21 protein-coding genes and 1 riboswitch are annotated in these 25,485 nt (G+C 31.2%); of the genes, 9 read left to right on the top strand and 12 right to left on the bottom strand.

Annotation, left to right across the window (positions count from 1 at the left end; translation table 11 throughout):
• Window positions 1–16: 16 nt before the first annotated feature.
• From V9L04_RS01865 to V9L04_RS01845, 5 genes are all read left to right on the top strand, one after another.
• Complete coding sequence (locus V9L04_RS01865; RefSeq protein WP_338792362.1) at window positions 17–2,038, top strand: DUF3857 domain-containing protein; 2,022 nt, start codon at window positions 17–19, stop codon at window positions 2,036–2,038.
• Window positions 2,039–2,671: 633 nt separating this feature from the next.
• Window positions 2,672–5,131: a thiamine pyrophosphate-dependent enzyme gene (locus V9L04_RS01860; protein WP_338792361.1), complete on the top strand. Its 2,460-nt coding sequence runs from the start codon at window positions 2,672–2,674 to the stop codon at window positions 5,129–5,131.
• Window positions 5,132–5,287: 156 nt separating this feature from the next.
• Window positions 5,288–5,773: a hypothetical protein gene (locus V9L04_RS01855; protein WP_338792360.1), complete on the top strand. Its 486-nt coding sequence runs from the start codon at window positions 5,288–5,290 to the stop codon at window positions 5,771–5,773.
• Between the two features lie 3 nt (window positions 5,774–5,776).
• The gene (locus tag V9L04_RS01850; protein ID WP_338792359.1) at window positions 5,777–6,295 is read left to right on the top strand and encodes a hypothetical protein; all 519 of its coding nucleotides are present in this window, start codon (window positions 5,777–5,779) and stop codon (window positions 6,293–6,295) included.
• A gap of 36 nt (window positions 6,296–6,331) precedes the next feature.
• Complete coding sequence (locus tag V9L04_RS01845) at window positions 6,332–6,748, top strand: hypothetical protein (RefSeq protein WP_338792358.1); 417 nt, start codon at window positions 6,332–6,334, stop codon at window positions 6,746–6,748.
• Window positions 6,749–6,813: 65 nt separating this feature from the next.
• Here the strand turns inward: V9L04_RS01845 and V9L04_RS01840 are convergent, their stop codons facing one another.
• The 3 genes from V9L04_RS01840 to V9L04_RS01830 all read right to left on the bottom strand — a co-directional run bounded on the left by V9L04_RS01840 (window position 6,814) and on the right by V9L04_RS01830 (window position 11,772).
• Complete coding sequence (locus V9L04_RS01840) at window positions 6,814–8,268, bottom strand: sodium:solute symporter family protein (RefSeq protein WP_338792357.1); 1,455 nt, start codon at window positions 8,266–8,268, stop codon at window positions 6,814–6,816.
• Between the two features lie 203 nt (window positions 8,269–8,471).
• A complete protein-coding gene (locus V9L04_RS01835) occupies window positions 8,472–9,806 on the bottom strand; it encodes a DUF58 domain-containing protein (protein WP_338792356.1) in 1,335 nt (444 codons plus the stop codon).
• A gap of 67 nt (window positions 9,807–9,873) precedes the next feature.
• A complete protein-coding gene (locus V9L04_RS01830) occupies window positions 9,874–11,772 on the bottom strand; it encodes a tetratricopeptide repeat protein (protein ID WP_338792355.1) in 1,899 nt (632 codons plus the stop codon).
• Between the two features lie 175 nt (window positions 11,773–11,947).
• On the opposite strand from V9L04_RS01830, the gene V9L04_RS01825 reads away from it, so the two are divergent.
• The gene (locus V9L04_RS01825) at window positions 11,948–13,006 is read left to right on the top strand and encodes a glycosyltransferase family 2 protein (protein ID WP_338792354.1); all 1,059 of its coding nucleotides are present in this window, start codon (window positions 11,948–11,950) and stop codon (window positions 13,004–13,006) included.
• A 2-nt stretch (window positions 13,007–13,008) separates the two neighbouring features.
• On the opposite strand, the gene V9L04_RS01820 is transcribed toward V9L04_RS01825, so the two are convergent.
• From V9L04_RS01820 to V9L04_RS01805, 4 genes are all read right to left on the bottom strand, one after another.
• Window positions 13,009–13,464 carry a GNAT family N-acetyltransferase gene (locus tag V9L04_RS01820; RefSeq protein ID WP_338792353.1) on the bottom strand — a complete coding sequence of 152 codons (456 nt, stop codon included), beginning with the start codon at window positions 13,462–13,464 and terminating at the stop codon, window positions 13,009–13,011.
• Window positions 13,465–13,470: 6 nt separating this feature from the next.
• A complete protein-coding gene (locus tag V9L04_RS01815) occupies window positions 13,471–14,208 on the bottom strand; it encodes a metallophosphoesterase family protein (protein WP_338792352.1) in 738 nt (245 codons plus the stop codon).
• Between the two features lie 15 nt (window positions 14,209–14,223).
• Window positions 14,224–14,748 carry a hypothetical protein gene (locus V9L04_RS01810; RefSeq protein ID WP_338792351.1) on the bottom strand — a complete coding sequence of 175 codons (525 nt, stop codon included), beginning with the start codon at window positions 14,746–14,748 and terminating at the stop codon, window positions 14,224–14,226.
• Window positions 14,749–14,996: 248 nt separating this feature from the next.
• Window positions 14,997–17,426: a TonB-dependent receptor gene (locus tag V9L04_RS01805; protein ID WP_338792350.1), complete on the bottom strand. Its 2,430-nt coding sequence runs from the start codon at window positions 17,424–17,426 to the stop codon at window positions 14,997–14,999.
• Between the two features lie 111 nt (window positions 17,427–17,537).
• Window positions 17,538–17,675: riboswitch (TPP riboswitch) on the bottom strand.
• Between the two features lie 240 nt (window positions 17,676–17,915).
• Between V9L04_RS01805 and V9L04_RS01800 the strand changes: the two genes are divergently transcribed.
• The 3 genes from V9L04_RS01800 to V9L04_RS01790 all read left to right on the top strand — a co-directional run bounded on the left by V9L04_RS01800 (window position 17,916) and on the right by V9L04_RS01790 (window position 20,303).
• Complete coding sequence (locus V9L04_RS01800) at window positions 17,916–18,569, top strand: phosphoribosylanthranilate isomerase (RefSeq protein WP_338792349.1); 654 nt, start codon at window positions 17,916–17,918, stop codon at window positions 18,567–18,569.
• Between the two features lie 131 nt (window positions 18,570–18,700).
• Window positions 18,701–19,102, top strand: a complete 402-nt coding sequence (locus tag V9L04_RS01795; protein ID WP_338792348.1) for a thioredoxin family protein — start codon at window positions 18,701–18,703, stop codon at window positions 19,100–19,102.
• 112 nt (window positions 19,103–19,214) lie between these two features.
• Complete coding sequence (locus V9L04_RS01790) at window positions 19,215–20,303, top strand: IS4 family transposase (protein WP_338791486.1); 1,089 nt, start codon at window positions 19,215–19,217, stop codon at window positions 20,301–20,303.
• Between the two features lie 61 nt (window positions 20,304–20,364).
• On the opposite strand, the gene V9L04_RS01785 is transcribed toward V9L04_RS01790, so the two are convergent.
• From V9L04_RS01785 to V9L04_RS01765, 5 genes are all read right to left on the bottom strand, one after another.
• The gene (locus tag V9L04_RS01785) at window positions 20,365–22,017 is read right to left on the bottom strand and encodes a hypothetical protein (protein ID WP_338792347.1); all 1,653 of its coding nucleotides are present in this window, start codon (window positions 22,015–22,017) and stop codon (window positions 20,365–20,367) included.
• A gap of 115 nt (window positions 22,018–22,132) precedes the next feature.
• Complete coding sequence (locus tag V9L04_RS01780; RefSeq protein WP_338792346.1) at window positions 22,133–22,756, bottom strand: hypothetical protein; 624 nt, start codon at window positions 22,754–22,756, stop codon at window positions 22,133–22,135.
• Between the two features lie 351 nt (window positions 22,757–23,107).
• Window positions 23,108–23,722, bottom strand: a complete 615-nt coding sequence (locus V9L04_RS01775) for a DUF3575 domain-containing protein (RefSeq protein WP_338792345.1) — start codon at window positions 23,720–23,722, stop codon at window positions 23,108–23,110.
• A 21-nt stretch (window positions 23,723–23,743) separates the two neighbouring features.
• The gene (locus V9L04_RS01770; protein WP_338792344.1) at window positions 23,744–24,319 is read right to left on the bottom strand and encodes a MarC family protein; all 576 of its coding nucleotides are present in this window, start codon (window positions 24,317–24,319) and stop codon (window positions 23,744–23,746) included.
• Between the two features lie 93 nt (window positions 24,320–24,412).
• Window positions 24,413–25,015, bottom strand: a complete 603-nt coding sequence (locus V9L04_RS01765) for a DUF502 domain-containing protein (protein ID WP_338792343.1) — start codon at window positions 25,013–25,015, stop codon at window positions 24,413–24,415.
• Between the last annotated feature and the right edge of the window lie 470 nt (window positions 25,016–25,485).

Genomic DNA, 25,485 nt, shown 5'->3' with positions numbered 1-25,485 from the left:
TTCCTTTATTTATTCTATGAATTTAATTAAATCAAATCTACTCTTTGTAGTCTTATTTACCTTTACTTTTTTTTCTACTTTGTCAGTTTTTGCAGACAATGACAAACACCAATACGCAGATTATGACTGGGAAGAAAACAGAAAGAGAAATGAAGTTCCTTCACACTTAGAAAACGGAGGTTCAGTTGTTTTTTTAGATAAAAATATGATAGAATATTTTTATTTAGCAGACGAAGAAAAAGTAATTCTGTATAAAACACATCACGTAATTCGTTGGCTCGGAAGTACAGATGCTGTTGAACGTTATAATGCTATCTTCATTCCGTTGGGAGAAGGAACACTAGAAAAACTAAAAGTGCGTTCTATTTCTCCAGATGGTAAAGTAGTTATTTCTGACCAAAATAATTTGAAAGAAATAAAAGATGAAGAATCTGGGCGTGGTTATAAAATGTTTGCCATCGAAGGAATAGAAAAGGGAAGCGAAATTGAATATTTTTATACAACTAAAGAACCTATTTTTGGTGGAAATCAAGAAGGAAGAGAATATATGCAAAGTAGTACACCTACTAAAAATATTTCTTTTGAACTTATCAGTCCTTCTTTTTTAGATTTTGAAGTAAAAAGTTATAACGGTTTAGCTGATGCAGAACTTATAGAAGATACCAAAAATGAAAAGCGAATTCAACGTATAGAAGTAGATAGCATTGCACCTCTGAATGGAGAACCTTTTGCGTATGCAGATCCAAATAAAATGAGAGTAGATTATAAATTAGCTTATAATTTGGCTACTAGTTCTCGCCAACGCTTTTATACTTTTACGGACGCAGCTAGACAAATTTATAGTGTCTTTTGTCAAACAAGAGATAAAAAAGAACTAAAATCACTCAAAAAAATCTACAAAGAAGTAGAAATAAAGGATAAAGATACAGAAGAAACACGTATTCGCAAGATTGAAAATTACTTGAAAGTAAAGATTCAAGGAACAGAATCTCCTGCTGCTGATTTTTCGAATATAGAAGAAATTGAGAAAACAAAAATTGCTAATGAACGAGGTTTAGTTCGTCTTTTTACTACAATGTTAGAATTGGCTGAAGTGCCTTATGAACTTGTTTTGACTTCTGATAGAAGTGAAGTCAGATTTGATGGCGATTTTGATTATTGGGGAAATATGCGAGAGTTTTTGATTTATTTTCCAAATACAAAAAAATACCTTGTACCTGCTGTTCCTTTATATCGTTATGGAATTGTACCTGATACATGGACAGCTACTGACGGACTTTTTATTCGTAAAATGAAAGTAGGAGATGAAGTATTTGGATTGGGAACAGTCAGAGAAATAGAACCCCTAGAAGGCGACCAAAATTTCAGTAATATCAATCTTAAAATGAAATTTAATGAAGATATGGATGCCGTAGAAGCTAAACTTAAATATGGCTTTGGTGGACTTTCGGCTGTGGGGCTTCAACCAATTATTCCTTATCTATCAGAAGAAAAACGTACTGAAATGATAGAAAATGTTTTGAGAGGGCTTTCAGCAGATGCAGAGTTTGAAGATATTAAATTAGAAAATGAATTAATGAATACAGACCTTTTAGAAAACGAGTTTGCTATCAAAACCAATTTTTCGTCTAAATCATGGATAGAAAAAGCAGGTAATAAATATCTTTTCACCATTGGAAAATGTATAGGACCTCAATCAGAACTTTATCAAGAAAAAGAAAGAAAACTAGCTGTAGAAAATGGACACAACAGAATCTACAAAAGAAAACTAACTTTTGAAGTTCCAGAAGGTTACAAAGTCAAAAATATAGATGATTTGAAGTTAAACGTTGTTTTTGATAAGCCAAATCAAGAAGGAGATAAGAAAAACTGTGGTTTTATTTCTAATTACAAACAAGAAGGAAATACCATAACAGTTGATATTTTTGAATACTATTATGAAATTTATCTTCCTTTAGAGGACTTTGAAGATTATAGAAAAGTAATCAATGCAGCAGCCGATTTTAATAAAATTGTATTGGTTTTAGAGAAAGCATAAGTATTTCCTAAACGTTGTGATTTATCAGTTGAATCCAAAAAAGCAAAAGCCTTCGTTTCTAATTTATAGAAATGAAGGCTTTTTTGATGCAATTTATAAAATATATGGCTCTTCCGACTTTTTAGCGAAACATAGTGTGTTCAACTCCCTAGAGTTGAACGAAACGCTTCCTCAGAAGCGTGATTTAAGCAATATCACGCTTCTGAGGAAGCGTTTCGTTCGTTTTTGAGAACGGTGTAACCCTCAGCGAAGCTAAATCACTTCCTAATGATGTCTATATGTAGTATTGTAAATTTAAAGTAAAATAAATTTTATCTTTTTTATAATTTCTAAAATTTCTAAAATCTCTTCTGAATTTTCCAAATTCTCCAAAACAAAAACCAAGAAAATAGCATTAAGAGCTTATAAAAGCTATTGTAAAATATAAATACCTCAAAATGAATGTCTTATGAACTCTTAATTTTATTAAATTCTCAAATTTCCAAATCTGCGTTTGGTTTGTTAAATTTGTAAGAACACAAAATACTATTTTCCTCGTTGACGGTTTCATTTGAAACTCAACGACGGTTAAGATAAGAATACAAAAAAATAAACACACATATAAAATCTATAAAAAATAAGCCACCTAAAGTTATGCAAACAAAAGAAACGCTGAAAGAATCGACTCCTAAAAATACAAACTCGTCTACAAACCAAAATACAAGTTTTGACCCTAACGATGTTTTAAAATATTATCGAATTGGGTGGGAAAGCCGAAATGCCAGTTTATTAGGACGAAAGGAAGTTTTTGCAGGAAAAGCCAAGTTCGGAATTTTTGGAGATGGAAAAGAAGTTCCACAGATTGCAATGGCAAAAGCGTTTCAAAAAGGAGATTTTCGTTCGGGATATTACCGTGACCAAACCTTTATGTTGGCATTAGAAGAAATTACTTTAGAGCAATATTTTGCACAGCTTTATGCTCACACAGACCTAGAAGTAGAGCCTGCATCAGCAGGAAGACAAATGAACGGACACTTTGCTACTCGTTCAATAGATGAAAATGGTAATTGGAAAAACTTAACTGAGCAATACAACTCTAGTGCAGATATTTCTCCAACAGCAGGACAAATGCCTCGTTTGGTTGGTTTGGCTTTGGCTTCAAAAACATATCGTCAAAATGCTGATATTTTATCAGAATATACAAACTTCTCTAAAAATGGAAATGAAATTGCCTTTGGAACAATTGGCGATGCTTCTACCTCAGAAGGTCTTTTTTGGGAAGCTATTAATGCAATGGGTGTTTTGCAAGTTCCTGTTTTAATGTCTGTTTGGGATGACGGATATGGAATTTCTGTTCCTAAAAAATATCAAACTACAAAGGAAAGTATTTCGGATGTCTTGGCAGGTTTTCAAAGAGATGAAAATAACAAAGGTTACGAAATTATTAAAGTAAAAGCGTGGGATTATGCAGAATTGTGTAGAGTTTATGCAAAAGCAGCTCATCTTTGTCGAACTGAACATCAGCCTGTTTTGATTCATGTAGAAGAAGTTACACAACCACAAGGACACTCTACTTCGGGTTCGCATACTCGTTATAAGCCAAAAGAACGCTTAGAGTTTGAAAAAGAATTTGATTGTTTGGTGCAAATGCGTAAATGGATTTTAGAAGAAGGCATTGCAAACGAAGAAGAATTAGATGAAATAGAAAAAACATCATTTGCTAGAGCTAGAGATGCAAGAAATTATGCTTGGAAAGCCTTCAATGAAGCTATGAAAGCAGACCAAGATGAAGCATTAAATTTATTAGAAAAAGGCGCAAATCAGTCTTTAAATAATACTGTCAAAAATGAATTATTAGAAATTCATTCGACATTAAAAACTACACTCAATGCTATGCGTTTGGATACAATCAAAGCCGTAAAAGCAGCTTTGAGAACATTGAAAAATGAATTAGAAAATCCGATTCGTGTAGATTTAAAATTATTTTTAGACAGAACAAAAGAAGAAAATTACGACCGTTATAATTCTCATTTGCATTCTGAAACTGAGCTTTCAGCTTTAAAAGTAGAAGAAATAAAGCCAACATATAGCGATGAGAGTCCAGTAGTTGATGGTAGAGAAGTTTTACAATCTTGTTTTATAAAAGCATTTGAAAATAATCCTTTAGTTGTTGCTTTTGGAGAAGATGTAGGAAGAATTGGTGATGTAAATCAAGCCTTTGCAGGTCTGCAAGAGCAGTTTGGAGAAAGCAGAATTACTGATACAGGTATTCGTGAAGCTACTATTATGGGACAAGGAATTGGAATGGCAATGCGTGGATTGCGTCCGATTGCGGAAATTCAGTATTTAGATTATTTACTATACGGCTTACAGATTTTGTCTGATGATTTGGCTTGTTTGCGTTACCGTACAAAAGCAGGACAAAAAGCACCATTGATTATTCGTACTCGTGGACATCGTTTAGAAGGCGTTTGGCATGCAGGTTCGCCTATCGGAACTATCTTGGGTGCATTGCGTGGAATTTATGTTTTAGTTCCTCGTAATATGACACAAGCAGCAGGTTTTTACAATACGATGCTCAAATCTGACGACCCTGCACTTATTATTGAATGTCTGAATGGTTACCGTTTGAAGGAAACAACACCTGATAATGTAGGAGAATTTACTGTTCCTTTAGGTGTTCCAGAAATTTTGAGAGAAGGTAGTGATGTTACTGTTGTTACCTATGGTTCTATGTGTAGAATTGTGATGGAATCAGCCGAGCAGTTAGAAAAATTAGGTGTAAATATTGAAGTTATTGATGTTCAGACTTTACTTCCTTTTGATCGTCATCATGCCATTTTGGAATCTATCAAAAAGACCAATCGTGTTATTTTTGCAGATGAAGATGTATCAGGTGGAGGGACAGCTTATATGATGCAAAAAGTTTTAGATGAACAAAATGCGTATCGTTTCTTAGATTCTAAGCCAGTTTGTATATCAGCTCGTGACCACCGTCCTGCGTATGCAACAGATGGAGATTATTTCTCTAAACCTAATCCAGAAGACATTACAGAAGCTGCTTATAATTTGATGCATGAGTTTAATCCAGAACAGTTTCCTGAATTGTATTAAGAATTAATTTTTTAGATTGATTTTTGTGTATTTTAATTTTAAAACTAAGTAGCTTATATAAATTTATGAGCTACTTATTTTTTCAAAGGTTGAACTGCAAAACTTTAATTTTTTAATTATGGTTAGGGTTATAGATTTTAAATAAACTTATACCTCATGAATACTGCACCATTAGAATTAGATAATTTGTCAAGAACTATCATAGCCTTGTTTTCTGAAAAGAATGCACATAATTTTCTTAAAAAGTCTTTGATAATAATCTTCTCTCCTGTCTTATATGTAGCTTTTTGGATAATTGCTTTATTTGTATATTTCTTGATACGTGAAGTCTATTCCCAAAAAGTTAGCTTTACAAATGCAGAGGAGTACAGAAAAAGTCGAATTGCTTATGATGAAACATTAATTGGAGTTGAAGAATTTGAAGCTAACTTTAACTTGATAAAAAGAAAAAATAGAATATGGTATTTTATTTTCTATCCTATGAAAGTAATGTTCTACTTTCCTTCTAAATGGTACTGTAAAAAAGTCAAAAAAGAATTCGAAAAATTAGATAGACCAACAAAAGAAGGAGATATATTTGAAACTATTACAGAACAGGAAATGTGGGAAGAAAGACCTTCTGCTTATGAATACAGAATATAAGTTATGTTTAATACTCCCTACAAGTTCAATTATTTAGGACATACTAAAACTCCTACCGAACCTTACAACAAATTACATAAATTTGCTTTTAAGTGTCGTTTTAATAATCGATATATCATCCGAGTAGAAGAGTATGATTACTATATGTTTGTAGTAAAATTTTATCTAAAAAATCACGAACAATCAGATCGAAGATACCAACTTTTGAGTGGTTTTAATGATGTAGCTCGTGTAATTGCCACTAATATTGAAGTAATGTTTTGGCTACTTAACAAAAATGATATTTCTTCATTCGGTTTTGTTGGTGCAAATTCTGAAAATGAAGAAGTCGCAATGTCTAAAAGATTTAAAGTATATAGTAAAATTATGCTTCGATGTTTTTCCCCTAAGTATTTTTCTCATAGAAGATCTTCATCAAATAGTGCTTATCTTTTGCTTAACAATAAGCATTTAGAAACAGAGGAAAATCTAGAACAAACTATAAAAGAACTCTTCATAAAATACTACGATATGTCTTTATAAAACCACTTATTCTCCAAACGAACAAAATAAAAAAAAATGCTATACGATAAAGCCAACGACCACCAAAAGAAAGAAGAATTTATGGATCTTTCTCTTACTCATGCACATACACACATCGGCATGTTTTTAGGATGGATAGTTCAAAATGACCTTGCCAGTGAAGATTTTGAAGATGAAGCAGGTTTGCAAATCAGACATCTTATGCAACGTACTATTTCTTGCTGTATTTTTAGTGAACTTTGGGATGGTGTTATTTCTGATGATATGCTCAATCCAAAAGCCAAAAAATTTACGGATGCCTATTATGCAACTGGAAAATATATTGAAGATTATAGAAAAATTTTTCCTCAACACGATTGCATGTATCTAGTAGAAGACACGTGGCAAAATTATGAAAAAGTAGCCAAAATACTAGATATGCGTTTTTTGGAATGGAAAAATATGAATGCTTAATAATTTGTATACTCATACTATTTTTCTAGTTCAAGCATTGAAACTTGAACTAGAAAAAATATGTTCTACTTCTTAGAAACTGATATATGAACAATTGCAAAAAGTATAATAGAAATAGTTATTCCAAAAAGATTTGCATCCAAATCATAAGGTAATTTCAAGTTTTCTAACTTCTGCATTAAAATCAAAATTAGGGTTGTTGTTCCTCCTCCAATCATTGCTACTAAGGCAGCAGTAGGACTTGGATTTTTGATAAAAAGCATAGCCAAAACAGGTACAAACAAACCTGAAACCATAAAAGCATACGAATAAAGCATCAATTCTAAAACGTTTTGCATGTGCAATGCAAGTACAATTGCAAAAGCACCAATTACAAAAGTAAGGAGTTGAGAAAGAACTAAATTACTTGCCATTTTCTTTTTGAAACGACCAATAATATCTGTCATTAAGTTTCCAGAAGCAGCCATCAAACAGCTATCTGCCGTCGACATAATCGCAGAAAAATAAGCTGAAAGCATAAGTCCCATCAAACCAACAGGAAGCATAGTGCGAAGCAAAAGAGGCAATCCCATTTCAGCATCTAACGGATTAGTTGCAGCCGTCGCCACCGAAAAACCTGCATCAGCAAAAGCTCCTTGTAAATAAGCTACTTTAGCAAACATTCCTAACAAAACACCCATAAAAGCCATAAACGGATATTCGAAAATACCTGCAATTCGCCAAGCACGAATCGCTGTTTTTTCATCTTTTGCTGCATAAATTCGTTGATAAAGTGTCATTCCGACAAACCAAATCGGTACAATCGTAATAAACCAATTTATGACTTGAGAAACCGTAATATTTCCGAAAGATAACATTTGAGCAGGTAAATATTCTCTTATTCCTTCCATTCCACCAACGAAAAAATAACCCATTGGAAGACCAATTCCGACAAGTCCAGTAAGTAAGATAATCCATTGCACTGTATCGGTATAAATTACAGCTTTTATTCCACCAAATACTGTATAAAGAACAGCCACAACGCCCATTGCCCAAACAGCTTGTTCTAATGTAATAGCTGTTGGAAAAGTAGCTGAAGCCAGTTTTGCACCAGCCAAAATCTGACTACTAGAAAAACCTACATAACCAATGAGAGAGATAATTCCTGCAGCCAGTGCCACATCTCTTGTATAATAATGTTCGACAGCTTGTGGAAAACTAAGCAGTTTTTTCTTTCTAGCAATAGGGTAAATTTTTGGAATTAAATAAACAGCACTTAACCATGCCCCCAAAAGACCTGTAAATAACATCCAACTTCCTGCAATTCCTATGGAAAAACCTAGTCCACCTAGTCCAATTGAAAAACCTCCACCTACATCTGTTGCTACTACGGAAAGTCCAATATGTCCTGCTGAAAGTCCTCGCCCACCTACATAATAATCTTCGTCTGATTTGTTGGTACGATAAAAATAGAAACCAATAGCTAAAAGAGCAATAAAGTAAACAATAAAAATACTAATATCTATCCAATGTAAATCCATTAAAACCTGTTTTTGATAAGTCTATAAAATGCAAAATTTTAAAGATAACAAAAATAGAAGGGAAATGCTAGTTTTAGAAGATTTGGATAGATAGCTTATATAACTATCTTTTGAATAACTATTTAGCTCTTTTATTTTTCATACTATACTTCTTACAAAGTCTATATATCTATGATACTCAAAACTTGTAAGATAAACTCATTCTAAATCATCCCTCTAGCCTTCAATTCCATATATTTATTCACTGTATTGACCGATAAATCTTCTGGACGAGTGAGAACCGACTGAATACCATATTTTTTGAGTTCATCTACCATTCTACGTTTTTCTACTAAGAATTTTTGTGCTAGAGTTTGGCTATAAATATCTTCTAACTCAGTTGTGGGAAGGTTTGAATAATCAGTAAGTTCGGTGTTTTGGAAAAAGACAACAACTAAAAGATGTAGTTTATTAAGTCTTCTAAGTGTTGGTAAGTTGCGTTTGAGTGCGCTCATACTCTCAAAATTGGTAAAGAAAATCAAGAGACTTCTACCATTTGTCAGACGACGAACTCCATCATACATCAAATCATAATCAGCTTCTAAAAATTCCGTTTTTTGACGATATAATGATTCCATTATTTTACCTAACTGTCCCGAACGCTGTTCTGCTTTTATTCTTGAATCTAGCGTATTGGAAAAACTAATCAATCCTACTCTATCTCCTTTTTGAAGGATAATATTTGACATTACTAACGTAGAATTAATGGCATAATCTAACAAAGTCATTTCTTCAAAAGGCATTTTCATAACACGACTTTTATCCAAAATCAAATAAATAGGTTGTGAGCGTTCGTCTTCATATTGATTTACCATCAGTTCATTTCTACGACTTGTTGCTTTCCAGTTGATACTTCTAAAATCATCGCCACGAACATAATTTTTTACTTGGTCAAACTCATAACTATGTCCAATTCTGCGAAGTTTGCGAACTCCATTTTGCATACTCAGATTCGAAAACATCATCAATTCATATTTTTTCATCTGCATAACCGACGGATAAACAGCCGTATCGTATTGAGCAGGAACTTGGACACGTCGTTTTAAAAGTCCAATTTGAGTTTTGGCAATGAGATTTATATCTCCAAAATTAAAAATTCCTCTTTCAGTGGGTTTTACGTGATATAATATTTCCTCTGGCTTTTCTTGTTGTAGCTTTGTTGTAATACCAAAATCTCGTACTTGAAGCTGAAAAGGCAATTCATCATAAATTTCTATCTCAACAGGCAAAGGATATTCACTTTTTACAATTAAACGAACAGGATTTGCATCTCCTAAAGAAAGTTTTGGATTCAAAAGGCGTTCGGCTTTTAGTTTCATTTTTGGATGAAAAAGCATAATTCCTTCAGCAGTTGCCAAGACAGCCAAGGCTGCTAACGCAATTTTGGCAATCCATAACAAAGGAGGAAACCAAAAAGCACTAATAAAAAGACAAATACAAGCCGTAATGGCATAAAAAAAGCGATTAGTAAGAAAGGTGTTTTTTATGATTGACCACATTTTTGAATAGGGTTTTGTTATTTTTTCTTTTCTAGTTCAAACGCTTGAACTAGAAATACTTATTATTTTATAATTCTATTGTAACCAAAATCACATCATCAGTTTGTTTGTTTTCTCCTTTCCAATTTAGGAAATTATTTTTCAAAAAGTCATATTGTTCAGAGCAACATAGTTTTGAACTCTCTTCAATATGAGTAATCAGATTTTTTGACATAAACTTACGATTGTTTTCTCCTCCAAATTGGTCTTGATAGCCATCAGAAAACAAAAAGAAACGGTCTTTTTCTTGAAAGTCTAAATAATGTGTTTGAAATTGTTTTTCTTTTTTATAGGTTTTCCCTCCAATAGCAGAAGAAGAACCTTTTATACGCTCTGCTTTTCCATTTCTTACAAAAACTAAAGGCAGTTTTGCACCCGAAAATTCTATTTTTTTGCTTTCTTCATCAATTACTAAAATAGTTGCATCCATTCCATCATTGGTATTTGAAGTTTCTTGATGCAATGATTCTCTGATACTCTTATCCAAAGCATACAAAATTTGAGATGGCTCAGTTAGTTTCTGATCTTCTACAATGGAATTCAAAAGTGTACGTCCCAAAACAGTCATAATTGCTCCTGGTACACCATGTCCTGTACAATCAGCAACAACCACTATTTTTTTATTCTCAATTTTTGTTGTCCACATAAAATCTCCACTCACAATATCACGAGGCATGTAAATGATAAATGATTCTGGAAACATCTCATTGAAATATTCTTTACTGGAAAAAGCATTCTGAATGCGCTGTGCATAATTTATACTTGCCGTAATGTCTTTATTTTTTTCTTCGATAAGATCGTAGGCTTCTTTTAGCTCTACATTTCTCAGACGATAGATTTCTGATTCTTGTTGTGCTTTTTCGGCTTCAAACTGAGTTTCTAAATTTCTTATACGAACTGAATTTTCATCTCCTAAAGCCAACTCTTTTATCTCATTGTATTTTTCTAAATGAAAAAAAGCCTTTTCATAGTTCTTATTTTCTTTATAGGCATTACTAATTAGTAAATGAATTCGGAATAATTTTGCTTTAGCATCTAACTTTTCAGCTTCTTCAATGGCTTTTTTGAGAAAAGTGATAGCTTCTTTTGTATTACTTAGTTCTAAGTGCAGACTTCCAATTTCGGAAAGAGTGGTAACAGCAGCCGTATAAAAGTTATTGTCTAGTCGTATTTTGAGAGCTTCTCCATAGTAATTAAATGCTTTTTTATAGTCTTTTTTAGCAGCATAGATTTTTCCTAAATCATTATAATCTCTAGAAATACTACTTTGATTGTTTTCTTCTATATGCAATTCTAATGCTTTATGAGCCTTTTCTAAAGCTAATTCATACTCTCCTTTAAGGTAGTGTACATTGGCAAGTCCATTTATAATTCTTCCTTTTCCATTATTTTCCTCTATTTTTTCGAAAGCTATATAAGCACGATTATAATACTTTTCAGCTTGTTCATAATCTTTCAAATCAATAAAAAAACCTCCTAAAAGATACGCACTAAAACCAACTGTTCTATCCATTTCGAATTTTTGGGCTAATAAAAACCCTTCTCTAGTAAGTTTTAAGCCCTCATCGTAGTTTCCTATATTCCAATAAGTACTGCCCAAACGCATATAAAGGTCAGCTAAATAGTTACTTTGAATAGTTTCTAAATAATGTTTTGCTTTGGTTAAATATTCTATTGCTTTTTTGCTATCTCCAATAGAACTTTGAAGAAAACCTATACTTGAATATCCGATACCTTTTACTTGATAATTCTCTTTCTCATCCTGTACTTTTTCTATATTTTCTTCAATTAGTTTACCAGCTTCAAAAGATTCATCTATCTTTCCTCTAAAAAATAATTCTTCTACAAAACTAACAGCCAATTTAACAATTTGCTCAGGTTCTTTAGTAGTCGCTAATTCAATATATAGTTGGTCTATTTTTTTCATTTGCTAAATTTATAATCGTGAATTTATAGGTGTACGAGTTGGAATAAATTCTGAATATGATTTTAACTGTTTTTTATGATTTTTTTTGAAATTATTTTTTTAAGTATAACTACCTAAATTTACGTAATTTTGATTCTTAAACAACTTTTTTTAGCATAAAAAGAATAAGAAAACGATGAGTTTACCCAAAATTACGATAATTACGCCTTCTTTTAATCAAGGAAGTTTTATAGAAGAAACAATAAATTCTATCTTATCACAAAATTATCCGAGTTTAGAATACATTATTATAGATGGAAAAAGTACAGACAATACTGTAGAAATTATAAAAAAATATGAAAAATATATTACTTACTGGGAATCAGAAAAAGATAAAGGACAAAGTGAAGCGATAAATAAAGGGATGCGAAAAGCAACAGGAGATATTCTGACTTGGATTTGTAGTGATGATTTATTGTTAGAAAATTCTTTAGAAACAGCAGCCAATCATTTTTTAGAAAATCCAACTGTTTCACTTATTCATGGAAAAACAAAAACATTTGGAGAAGGATATGATGACAAAATAACAGCAGGGTTTCATTCCGATTTGGACATCGATTATTTTACCCACATGGCTTTTCCTCAACCTTCAAGTTTTTTTAAGAGAGAGATATTTGAAAGTCAAAGTTACGTTATATATAATCAAGGTACTGCTCAAAAGAATTTGGTAGATGAATCTTTGCATTATTGTATGGATTATGACTTATTATTACGAACAGCATTAAATTATGAAATTCTGAAAGTAGATGAGCTTTTTTCTGCTTATCGCTTGCACCCAGCCAGCAAAACGGTTAGTGATTGGAGTAAATTTGAGGTAGAAAAAGACAGTGTTTTTTTGAGATTACTCAATACACTCAATACAAAAAAAGAAGCTAGAGAAGGAATAGAGTTTTTAAAAGAATTGGGCATTGAATCTAAAGAAAATTCAGAATCAAATGGAATCTATAATTTTGATAATCAGATAGTTAGTAAAATAGATTTAGACAGAATAATTCAGATGTTTTTATATAGAAAAATTCCTGTTTTGTTTGAAGCTAAAGAATATGAAACGGTTGTTTTGTATTGTGATGCTTTACAGAAAAAATATCCTAATTTCTATAAATCTATGAAGCTGGATTCTATGTATCAGACGAGTAAGTATAATTCATTGTCTTCTTTTGGAAAGTTGGGTTGGAAATTTAAGAAACTACTATGATTTTACTCACTCCAATAATAAAAATTATGTTCTGTGTCTAACTCAAAACCAGTTTTAGGGTAAAGTTGATTTCCTTCTATATTATTTTTGTCAGTTTCTAACATCAAACCTGCTGACTCTGTCTGCACAGCTAATTTTTTTGCTTCCTCAATTAATAAAATAGAAATTCCTCTTCCTCTAAAGTTTATATCTACAAACAAATCATTTAAAAGCCAAAAACGTTTTAAACGAGTAGAAGAAAAAATAGGAAAGAGCTGTACAAAACCAACAAGTTTTTCAGAGTTATTTTCAGAAAATTGAGCAACAAAAATTTCCGATTCATTATTTTGGATTCTTTTTCTCAAAAATTCCTTTGATGCTTCTAAGTCAGATTCTTTTTTATAGAAAACTCGGTAGGCATCAAAAAGTAGATTTAGGTTTTCTAAATCATTGAGAGTAGCTTTTTTTATAGTAATCATAGTTTTTTAAATCAAATTAGATTCTAATCTTTTTTGTTCTAAATTTTTCTGAATAATAAGTTTTTTTGTGTCCAAATCAAAACAGATTAATTTGCCAAAACCTTGATTTTTGAAATCATAAAATACTGCTCCATTATCAAGGCAAATCAAAGGCGAATTATTTTGAATAGAATAATGAATGTCAATGAGTGGCGTGGGTTGGTGTCCGAAAATAATAATTTTAGATTTTGCCACTTCTTTATCATAAAATACATCACGCATCCAAAGCATAGAATCAAAATCTTGAAAAGGCTTTTCTGCATCAAAATCAAAACCTGCATGAACCAAAAAATAATCTTCTAGCTCAAAATAATAAAATAAATTTTTGAGAAAAGAATGGTAGTTGTCTGCCATATTTCCATTTTCATTCAATAAGTTTTCTAATTTATAGGCTTTATGAAAAAGAAGAGGATTTTCAGGATATTCTTCTATACTTTCTAAAAGAGTTTGTTCGTGGTTTCCTCTAAGCGCAAAAATTTGATAGTTCTCAGATTGAAGGCGCAAAATTTCATCAATCACTCCCTTACTATCAATTCCTTTATCGATATAATCTCCCAAGAAAAACAACAAATCATCCTTTGTAAGATTGATTTTTTGAAGTAAAGCTCTAAAAGTAAGAGAACAACCATGAATATCTGGAATGACTAATCTTCTTCCTTTAGTTTGATTTGTATTGTTGAATATTTTTATTGGGAATAGTGGCATATTTTGAATGTAGTTCTAATAATTAGCTCCAATTTTACAATTAGGAAGTTGTTCTTTTAGATATTCAACTTCCTCTTTAGAAAGATGACAACCATAACAGTAAAATTCTTCTAGCCATTTCATTTTACTAACTGTTTCTATATCAGAAAAATTAGTATTATCTGTTAAATCAAGAGTTTTAAGGCTTTTTAGTTCTAAAATTTCTGTTGGAAGTTCTCTAATATAATTCAAAGTTAATGATAGAGTTTCTAAGTTTTTTAAATTTTCAATTTCTTTTGGAATTTCTCTAATAGCTAGACATTCAACTCCTGCTAAACAACAATCTTGTCCAATAACAGACAGATAAGTGAGCCAAGTTTTTTCAAAAACTTCAATAGGAATCTCTTTTATTCCTGTCAAACTGAGCGAGTCAGATTTTTCTTCCTCGTTTTTTACTTGATTTATGTCTGTCAAACTCACTTCAGATTGACTTTCTTGTGACTTTTCAGTGCAAGAAACAAATAGAAGAAGTATACAAAATGCTAGAATTTGGTTTTTCATGTTTTGGTTTTAATATGAAAACAATTTTATAAACCCTCGTTGACGATTTCATTTGAGTCTCAACGACGGTTTATTTTGTTCTATTTTTCAACCGTCAACGAGGTTTCACCGTCTTTGAGGGAAAAAAGTTGAATAAAAACAAAAATACGATTTATCCGACCAAAAAATCGAACAAACCGTATTTCCTTAAACTACTTGTACCTCTGCCTTTGTCGGTATCTCACCAACGACAAAAAACAATGACTTATTTAGAAATTAAGTTTCAAGCCCACCAAGAAATTACGTCCAGCTTGTGGATAAAAATAATTCTGACGAGTAGTTTCACCTCCTGCAATGTACCCAAACGTATAACCATTGCTTTCGTATTCTTCACTCAAAATATTATTTACAAGTAAATTCAATTCTATATTTTTGAAGAATTTATAAGAAAAATTATAAATCAGTTGTAAATCATTTACAAAATAAGCATCTAGTTTTCTTGTGTTTGTACTTGTGTTATCCAAAAATTGCTCACCTACATATTTTGACAAAAGATTAATTGAAAAACCAGTCGAAGGACGGAAAGAGAACGTATTTGCAGCAATAACTGAAGGCGAAAAAGCAATATCTGTTTCTCCATATTTGTTTTCCTGCTGTCCTCCATTGTCATAATCATCTAAATATTCTGTAAAATCCTTGATTTTATTTTGACTAAAAGTAGCATTTGCCGACCAAGAAAATTTTTGACTAAACTGATAATCTGCCACAATTTCCACTCCTGTACGATAACTTTTATCTACATTTTGACGAGTATAAGAACCGACATCATTTACTTGACCAGTTAAGATAAGTTGGTCAGTATAATTCATTAAGTAATAATTGGCTGACAAAGAAAGTTTCTCAAAACGACCATTCCAACCAATTTCTATATTATCCAAACGCTCAGCTTTCGGACGAGTAGCAGGCGTAGATTCTGTAAAATCATCACGATTTGGCTCACGATTAGCCCTTGCCCAAGAACCATAAAAACGATGATTGTCTAGTTTGTAAGTCAAGCCAAACTTTGGATTGAAAAACGAAAGATTAGCATTTTGTTCTACATTACTCAAATCATTATCAAAACCTAAAAAGTCGTAATCAATAGTTCTGATTTGAAGGTCAGCAAAAACAAAAAGATTTTCAAAGGCTTGATAATTTACTTTTCCGAAAAGATTAAAATCTTTTTTAGTAGCATCATTTTCATAATATCTATCTCTAATACTGCTATTTGAAGCATATTTTGCCCAAATAATTTCTCCAAAATGCCCACCTTCATATACATTATATCCACCTCCAACAATGGCAGTCAAAACCGATTCATTTCCTTTTGTTGCACTACTTTCATAGTTTAGATTGAAAACAGTTCCATAAAAATCGTTATCTAACCAACGACGACGAATCAAATCCGTAGTATTTATTGTAACAGAATCATTAATTACAATCTCTTCTAAACCATAATCAGAAAAATCTTCATTAGATTTGAATTGCTCATAATATCCTTTTCCTTTAGTGTAGTGAAGTGCTACATTTGCCGTCAAATTTTTATTAATTTTTTGGTCAAAAATAAATTGGTAATGGTCTTGTCCATAATTATCCGTTTCGTTATCATAACCAGCCAATTCATTGTAAGTACGATTTCCTTCTTCTAAAATTTCTTGAGGAACGCCATTCCATGCTTGAAAAGTTTGTTCTCTTCCTCCAAAAATATTGAGTTTAATACTTGTTCCTACTTTATTTTGATAAACTCCAGAAACAAAAAACGATTTTAAATCTGAAAACGCTTTATCGATAAATCCATCAGAAGTAATTTTTGAAAGACGACCCGAAAATTTGATTCTGTCTTTTAAAAGTCCTGTGTGAAACTGAACATTATGACGAAAAGTATTAAAAGAACCGAAAGAATTACTAATTTCTGCTCCTGCTTCGTCTTGTGGTTCTTGTGTTGCAATATTTACAGATGCACCAAAAGCACCTGCGCCATTTACAGAAGTTCCGACACCTCTTTGAATCTGAACTGAACTAGCAGAACTAGCAAAATCAGGCATATTTACCCAAAAAGTTCCTTGTGATTCTGCATCATTCAAAGGAATTCCGTTTACAGTTACGTTCGTACGAGTGGCATCACTTCCACGAACTCGCATTCCTGTATACCCCACACCTGCACCAGCATCAGACGTACTGACAACCGAAGGTGTATATTGTAATAAAATTGGCAAGTCTTGTCCTAAATTACGTTTTTCTAATTGTTCTTCATTAAGTTCTGTAAGTGTTACAGGGTATTCTCTGTAGGATTTAATGATGATTTGGGAAAGTGTGTTTCCATCTAGTAAGACAATATCAAACACTGTATTTGCATTGAGGTCAATTGTTTTTTCTATGGTTTGATAACCGATATAAGAAACTTTTAATGTGTATTCTCCTATTTCAGAAGACAGGTTTGTAAGAATAAACTCTCCATTCAGATTGGTAATTGTTCCTTTGCTGAAACTTCCATTATTGAAATTTAATAATACAGTTGCACCAATAAGATTTTCTCCTTTTGTATCTTTTACAGTTCCTGTAATAGAATATGTATCTGTATTTTTAGCAGATTGACCAAAAGAAAAATTAGAAAGTGATAAAGAAATGAGAAGAGAAAAAATCAAATATAGATTTTTCATAATTTCCGTTTTGTTTTAGTGTTTTTTGGTAGAAAAATTAAAACGGAAAGGAGATAGGAGAATAAACCCTAAGGGACTTCAAAGACCCTTAGGGTTTCGAAGACCAAAATATAAAATGGAGGAGCGAATCCCTACGCTTGCATTACCAAGTTCAGGTTCATCTACAAAATTTTGTATAGGGTATAATCTCAGCTTCTAATTTTCCTATTTTTTATTTTGGAAAAATTGTTAGCACCCCTTTCGCAGCGCAAAGGTAAGCGATTTTTTTTTAGTATTGCAAATAAAATACTTGTAGAGTCTCTTGTATGTTATTTTATAATGGGTTAGCTTATAGAAAATATTTTATTTTTCCATCAAAAATTTGTAGTTTAGTAGTATGTAACTTTTTTATAGCATTTTTCCAATACTAGTCAAACAAAATACGCTGTTAGTTTGTCTAACAAAATAAAAAATTGCCTACTCACACTATACAGTTTTAATTATTAAAAAATGTCTTTTCCTCTCATAAAAGTTTGTGGAATGCGTGATGCTCAAAATATTGAGCAAATAGCTTCTCTTTGTCCTGATTTTTTAGGATTCATTTTTTATCCTCGTTCGAAGCGTTACGTACGTCAATCAGATTTGAGTACAGAACAAGTAGATAAATTACTTCCAAAAAATTTACCTACTTCTATCAAACGAGTAGGTGTTTTTGTTGAGTCTCCTGATGCTGAAGTTGAAAGAATTGCTCAGAATTGGAAATTAGATTTTGTACAACTCCATGGAAATGAATCTCCTGCTTTTTGTCAAAAATTAAAAGAAAAAGGATTCAAAATTATTAAAGTTTTTTCAGTAGGAAAAGAAGGAATTTCGTTGGCTTATATGAGTCTGTATGAAGAATTTGTAGATTATTTTTTATTTGATACTCAAACGCCAAATTATGGTGGAAGTGGACATAAATTTGACTGGGATGCGCTCAAAATGTATGACTTAGAAACTCCTTTTATGCTTAGTGGTGGAATTTCTCTACAAGATGTCGAAAAACTAAAAGGCTATATTCATCATAAATGTATTGGTTTTGATGTAAATAGCAAGTTCGAAACTGCTCCTGCTCAAAAGAATGCTGCTCTATTGGAAGAGTTTATAACCTCAATGAGAAAGTAGATTTTACAGAACAGATTTTAATTAATGTTTTTTAATAAAGAAATAAGAAATACTTGGGTGATATTTTTTTGATTTGGGTATAAATAGATAATCAATGTGTTCTAATTATTTATTTAAATTTCAAACCAACTATGAAAAAGTATTTTTTAACCCTTATCGCTTTATTTTTTGTAACTTTTTTGGCTAATGCTCAAAGTACAGAAGCAGCCTCATCTAAAAAAGTAATTGCTGTTGTATTTCATGCTGATTGGTGTCCGTATTGTGTCAAGCTTTCTGATAAAATAGAAAGTATAAAAGGTGATGTAGATTTGTCAAATGTAGAATTTATTGAATTTGATTTTACAGACAAAGAAACTAAAAAAGCTACTGAAGCTTTTGCAGTTGAAAAAGAAGTAAAATCTGTATTAGAAAAAAATAAAGGCACAGGCTTTTTAGTATTAATTGATGCTGAAACAAAAGAAGAATTAGTTAAAATTAGTGGAAAAGATAGCGAAGAAGAAATAAAAGCTTCTTTTGAAAAATATCTAAACTAAAAAAAAATCTATTCTCCTTACCTCAGTCCTCTGACAAAAGATTTTGAAACGAGATAAAAAAAAGCCATAATTGAGTTTCTTACAAAATTTTTCTCACAAAATTTTCTCAATTATGGCAAAAGCAAAGTATGCTTCTAGTGGTAAAGTTACAAAATTAGTTACTGTTTTATCTTCTCATTTAACAGAGTTTCATTTTGCACGAGTTCAATTTATAGGTCTTTTTGTAATAGCTGTTATAAAAGTAGGATTAGGAGGGTTGATTCAAATTGCTACAGCTTTTGAACGGAATGTAGAATGCAGCTCCTCTTTACGTCGTATTGAACGCTTTTTAAATCACTATAACCTTGATTTTAAGGCAATTACTCGTTTAATTGTTTCTTTACAAGGTATTGATAAGTGGAAGGATATTGTTTTATGTCTTGACCGTTCCAATTGGAAAGTGGGTAAAAAAAATATAAATATTTTGTTACTTTCAGCAGCTTATAAGAATGTTTCAGTGCCTCTTATTTGGTCTGTTTTTCCAAAAAAAGGAAACTCTTCTACTGAAGAACGCATCGAATTAATAGAACGTTTTTTATCTATTTTTCCTAACCTATCTATTTCTTCTATTGTAGCAGATAGAGAGTTTGTAGGTCAAAAATGGTTTACTTATTTATCAGGAAAAAACTTTGATTTTGTAATGCGACTAAAGTCTAATTTTAAAGCGACTAGAAAAGGTAAAACAAAGTCAATTGCAGCATGGTGTAGAGGACTGGCTATTTCAGAAACGTATCATTTAGAGGGTGTTTTTATAGTCAATGGTGTAGAAGTATATTTATCTGTAAGCAGAACACAAAAAGGATATATTTATCTAGCTTCACCTGTTTTTTTAGAAAACGCTTTTGAAATTTATAAACAACGTTGGGAAATAGAAACGCTGTTTAAAGCACTAAAAACACAAGGTTTTAAGCTAGAAAATACAAAATTGACAGAACCAGAGAAAATAGCTAAATTACTTGCTCTTTGTTCTATTGCATTTGTTTGGTGTTACAAAGTAGGGGAGTGGAAACATAAAAAAACGAAAATAAGAGTCTGTTCAAATGGATATAATGAATACTCTTTTTTCCGATATGGATTACTAGAAATCAAAAAAATACTCAATAATCCAATGAGTAAAGAAACTAAATTCAATCAGAAAATTAAAGTTTTGTCAATGGAGTGAGTCTCCTTACTAAAAGTATTCATCTTTATGATGAATACTTTTTTTATGCAAATTGAAAAATCTATCTAAAGATTTTATACAATCGAATGGTAGTAGTGTCTTGTGCTTGTTTTTGCCACAAATCATAACTTTCAGAAAAATTCAAACCTAAATACTGACTATGTTCGACGTATAAAAAAGGTTCTGAAAGGGTGGGTTCTTTCCATTCTTTCAAAAGTTGATATTTTTGAGCATACTGATTTCTGATTGAATATTTGATTTTTTTATCTTTCATTATGCTTTCTGCTTCCAAACAATCATTAGCCAAAACACAATAATCATCTGTCAAGATATAAAAAATAGAATCTATACTATTTAATATATTTTTATTGTTAATGGTAGAATCTGTATCAAAATCTTGAGGTAAGATAAAATAATTAATCTTCGCTTTCTCTAAAAATGGGATAGGTTGCAGTGTTCCTTTCAAGTAGATTTTTTCTGTTTTATCTAACTCATTGGTAACCAAATTTTCTTTTATATACATTGTTGCTTCATTATAAGAAGTTGCAGAATAGGAGTAAATATGAGCCATTACGAGCCAACAGTTATAAAATATCCCTAAAAAAAGTAACCATTTACCAGATTTATTGAGAAGTTCGCCAAACAAAAATGCCCAAGCAGAAAGAGCATAAGCAAGCAGCAAAACCAAAATCCAGATACGAGGAGCTTTTTCTAAAAATAGTGTTGGAAGGGCAATAGAAGCCAAAAATAAAAGCCAAAAAATAATTTTTTGATTGATTAATTCTTTCCAATCAAAGGAAAGAGCATTGGTGTTTTCTTTGGTTATGCTTTCTTTTCGTTTCAAAAATTTCTTGATGATAGAAAAAATAACCATTCCCATTCCTATCCAAATTAAAGGATTTTCAAAAAAGAAAGTATATTTGAAGTAGTAAAGCAAATCAAATTCTATCCAAGATTCGCCTGTAACTTCTCGTTGGTGTGCTTCAAAAATTAAGTAATATAAGTTTCCTAGATAAGCTGTCCATTTTCCTAAAAGAAGTTGTCCAATTAAAGTCCAAAAACCTACAAAAAGAATATTTATTACGCCAAAAACAATTATTTTTTTTATGAAATTAAGAATAGAGTTTTGATAGAATAAATAACCAAAAATGAAAGGCAGAATCAAAATAGACTTGTAATTAAAACCGAAAGCAATAGCAAAATAAATACTCAAATGAATTAGTTTTGTATATTTCAGATTAGTTACTTCTTTAAAGATAAGTTTTTGAAGTTGATTCAAAGTGAGAACCAAAAAAACTAAACTGCCATTATCAATTGTCAAACAACGACCAGAGTAAACCAATAAAGGCGAACTTCCTACAAAAATAGCTAAGAAAAATGCAGCCGTAGCTGAAAATTTCCAGTCTTTTTTTAGTATCGAACACAAAAACAGAATCGCACTAATTTGTAAAATTGCTTCTCCATAAACTATAAAAATAAAAGAAGTTGAATTGTTTTGAAATACAAAGTAAAAGAATGCGTCAAAAATGTGTAAAAAGGGTGCTGCGTGATGAAAGAGCATCGAAAAATTACCTTCTACTAGTTGTTTTGCAGCTAAAAAATTAGTTACAGCATCATAATCATGTAAGCCTAATTCTGACAACCGAAAAAAACGAAGCAAGAATAGAAAAATAAAGGCAGCAATGAGCCAAAAATGAGTTTTGTAATTATTCATCAAAATAAAAAATGTATATCAAAAAAGCATATTCCTTTGATAGAATATGCTTTTTAATTTTTACTAAAATAGTCTGTAATTCAATAAGCTAAAAAATTATAACTTATTTTATGCTTTATTTTCCTGTAAGAGCCGAAAATACAGCATTTAAGTTTTCACTTCCTCTCAGTTTCTCTAAATTATCATTCGGCATATCAGCACGAAAAAGGTCTCCAATTTTATTACCTACAAGAGAGTTTAGATCTGTTCCTGCATATTGTTTGGCTACTTCTTCTGCTTTTTGGCGAGTGATAGTACCTTCTTGCATATATTTTTCCATCATTTTTGCATCTTCAGGATTCATAGATGCTTTTTGAGGAATAACTTTAATACTTACTTCTGTTACATCAGTGTGGATGAAAGCACGCATTGCCATAGAAACCATACTTGCTTTTACAATATCTTGAATCTGAGCATCATCAGCACTGGCAGGAACTGCAGGAGAAATACGAATTTGTGTATCCGACATTTTCTCGTAAGTATTATTGTCTGTACTATAGTCTCCTAAATCCATAATCATTTCATCAAGATTAGCAAATTTTGTTGGAGATTCTTGGTCAGTGTTTACTGTTTCATCAGTAGTAGTTTCTTCGGTATTTTCTTCTGTCGTAGTTTCTGTACTAGCACAAGAAGAAAACATTCCGATAGATAAGAGTAGAGAAAAAACAAGAAAATACGAGTATAAAGAATTTAATTTCATAAAATAGGGAATTTCGTTTGAGGGTAAATTAATTTTTGAAAAGATATGGAATAGAAATTAAATAAACTACTACTTTCAAATTTGCAATTTATTGATAGCTAATAAATTGCAATGATAGTTATAATTTTTAATTAGCTTCACTGCTTTAACAGGTCTTCATTATTCCTATGTTTTTTATTGCTTGATTCTGAATTAAAAGATTTGGCTTTATAATGATTTATTACTTAGTAGTTTTTTAAGGAAAAACTTAATAACAGCCGAAAATTACGAAAAAAAACAATAACTTTTGTTAAAAAAGAAGAAGATAGGCTGATTATTAATTAATCTATTAAAGTAGTGAAGTAGATAGATTTAGAAAGCATAACCCAAATTCACACCTATACGTGGAAAAAGTCCAGCAATAGGAACAGGTATTTTTTCTTCTACTACATCATCATTTTGATATCGTATATTGATTTTACTTAGGTTATACCAAAAGCCTCCCAAACCACCAAAAACATCAATTGAAAAATGGTCTTGTATCAAAAAATTATAGCCTGTCATAATTCCCAAGCCATAATTATTAAATTTTCCATTGGCACTTCCACTTGTTTCTGCTGTGCCACCATTGACTGAAATATCCAAATTCATACGAGCATAATTAGCATACGAACCTACATAGAATCCCTTTAATGCTTGCTCACTAAAATAATATCTATATTCAGGCATAAATCCCCAACTTGTAAGTTCTAAATCTCCTCCTACTTCTGAACCATTGCTTGTCTCATATTTAAATTTATTAAAACTTAGATTCGAACGACTTACCAACAAACTCAACGAAGAGTGTTCTGTAATAGCTACTTCTAAACCCAGCGTATAACGTCCCAAGATGGGATTAAATGGATTTGTCTTTATGATAGCTTGTTGTGCAAAGCTCATTTCAAAAAATGAAAAGCAAAGCAGAGTTAGAAAAAATAGTTTTTTCATATTATTTGTTTTAGAATGGAATTATCCAATTACAATATTGGTTTTGATAAGTTTTATCGCAATAGCTAGAAGAATAATGCCAAAAACTTTTCGCAAAACTGCTTTTCCTGTTGCTCCTAACTTTTTATCAATCCATTTAGAGCCACGTAAAACAGCATAAATAACAATCAGATTAATCATAATACTAATCAAAACACTTGCTTGTGAATATTCGGCACGTAGTGAAATTAGTGTTGTCATTGTTCCTGCACCTGCAATAAGTGGAAAAGCCAATGGAACAACAGTAGAATGACTTACTTCTGGGTCAGTTTTAAAAAAATCAACTCCTAATACCATTTCCAAACCAATTAGAAACATGATTAGACCACCTGCAATAGCAAAAGATGCCACATCAAGACCAAAAAGTTGTAAAATTTCTTGTCCAACAAACAAAAAAGCAACCATCAAAATACCTGAAACCACTGTTGCTTGTAAGGCTCTTAGTTCTCCACCGTTTTTCTGACGTAAATCAATAATAATAGGAATTGAACCTAAAATATCGATGACTGAAAATAAAATAAGAGACACAGAAGCAATGTCTTTAAAATTGAATTCCATATTTTTGGGAAATGAAAATTGAGAAATAAATAAGTAGTAGTAGTGATAAAGAAGAACAAAATTTAGTTAATTCATAACTGACAAGTTATAGTTCTACAGTAGGTCTTCTCCAAATTCTTTATCGTTGTTTTGTGTTATTGCAAGCTCTGAAACACCACCAGAAGCAATAAATTTCATTAAGTCAGCCGAATTATCATAATCAATAGGAGTAATGTTTTTAGCAGCTACCAAATACAAATTACCTGAAATATTATAAGAGTGAGGAAAATAAACACCAATTAAATCATTGATTTTGAGTAGTGATAAATCTTCTGCTGTAATAAAACCAAGTCTATAAATTTCATTTTCAGCATTGAGCTTTACTAATACTGATTTACTAAATTTTTTCTCTTCTCCTACAAAGGCAGCCATCAAATCTTTAATAGAAGTATAAATAAGTCCAACCATAGGAAGGCGCAAAAGTATTCTTTCGAACCACTCAAAAAATGATTTTGCTATAAAAAGAGAGGTCAGGTAACCAATAAAAGTAAGAGTTACTAAAATAACTATAATACCCACTCCCCAAGTACTAAAAGTGAGTAGAGAATCTACCCACTCTAAAAAAGAAATTACGACATATATTGTTCCTGCTAGAGGAACTGTAATAAGCAGACCACGAAAAAAATAGGTAGCAATTGTTGAAAAAGTAACCTTCATAGTTTTTTGATGGTTTATGTTTTTTTAGTTTTAAAATCTTACAAAGGTCGATATTTTTAACCATAAAACCTTAATAAATTTAGGGTTTATAGCTTAGAATTTAGAATAAACAGCCAAGCCAAAACCTAGAAGTAAAATAAATTTAGATTTTGGAGGTCAGAAGTTTTATATTTGTAGTAAATAAATTTAGAAGTTAGACCTCTCAAATCAGCGAAGGTAATTCAGATTTTAGAATTAACTATGCTTATTTTTAGTTTTAGCTTTTAAATTAGTACACTGTTTCAAAAGTTTTACAATGTTTTTTTGTGTTCAACTCCCTAGAGTTGAACGAAATGCTTCCTCAGAAGCGTGATTCAAGCAAATAAATCACGCTTCTGAGGAAGCGAAACATTCAGTTCTGAGGAACTGAATGCACAACAAAATGCAATAAAACTTTTGAAACAGTGTATTAGTACCGTATAATAAAAATT

The organism is Bernardetia sp. MNP-M8 (assembly GCF_037126285.1).
In the GTDB taxonomy this organism is placed as follows: Bacteria; Bacteroidota; Bacteroidia; order Cytophagales; family Bernardetiaceae; genus Bernardetia.
This window is presented reverse-complemented; position numbering and strand designations above follow the sequence as displayed.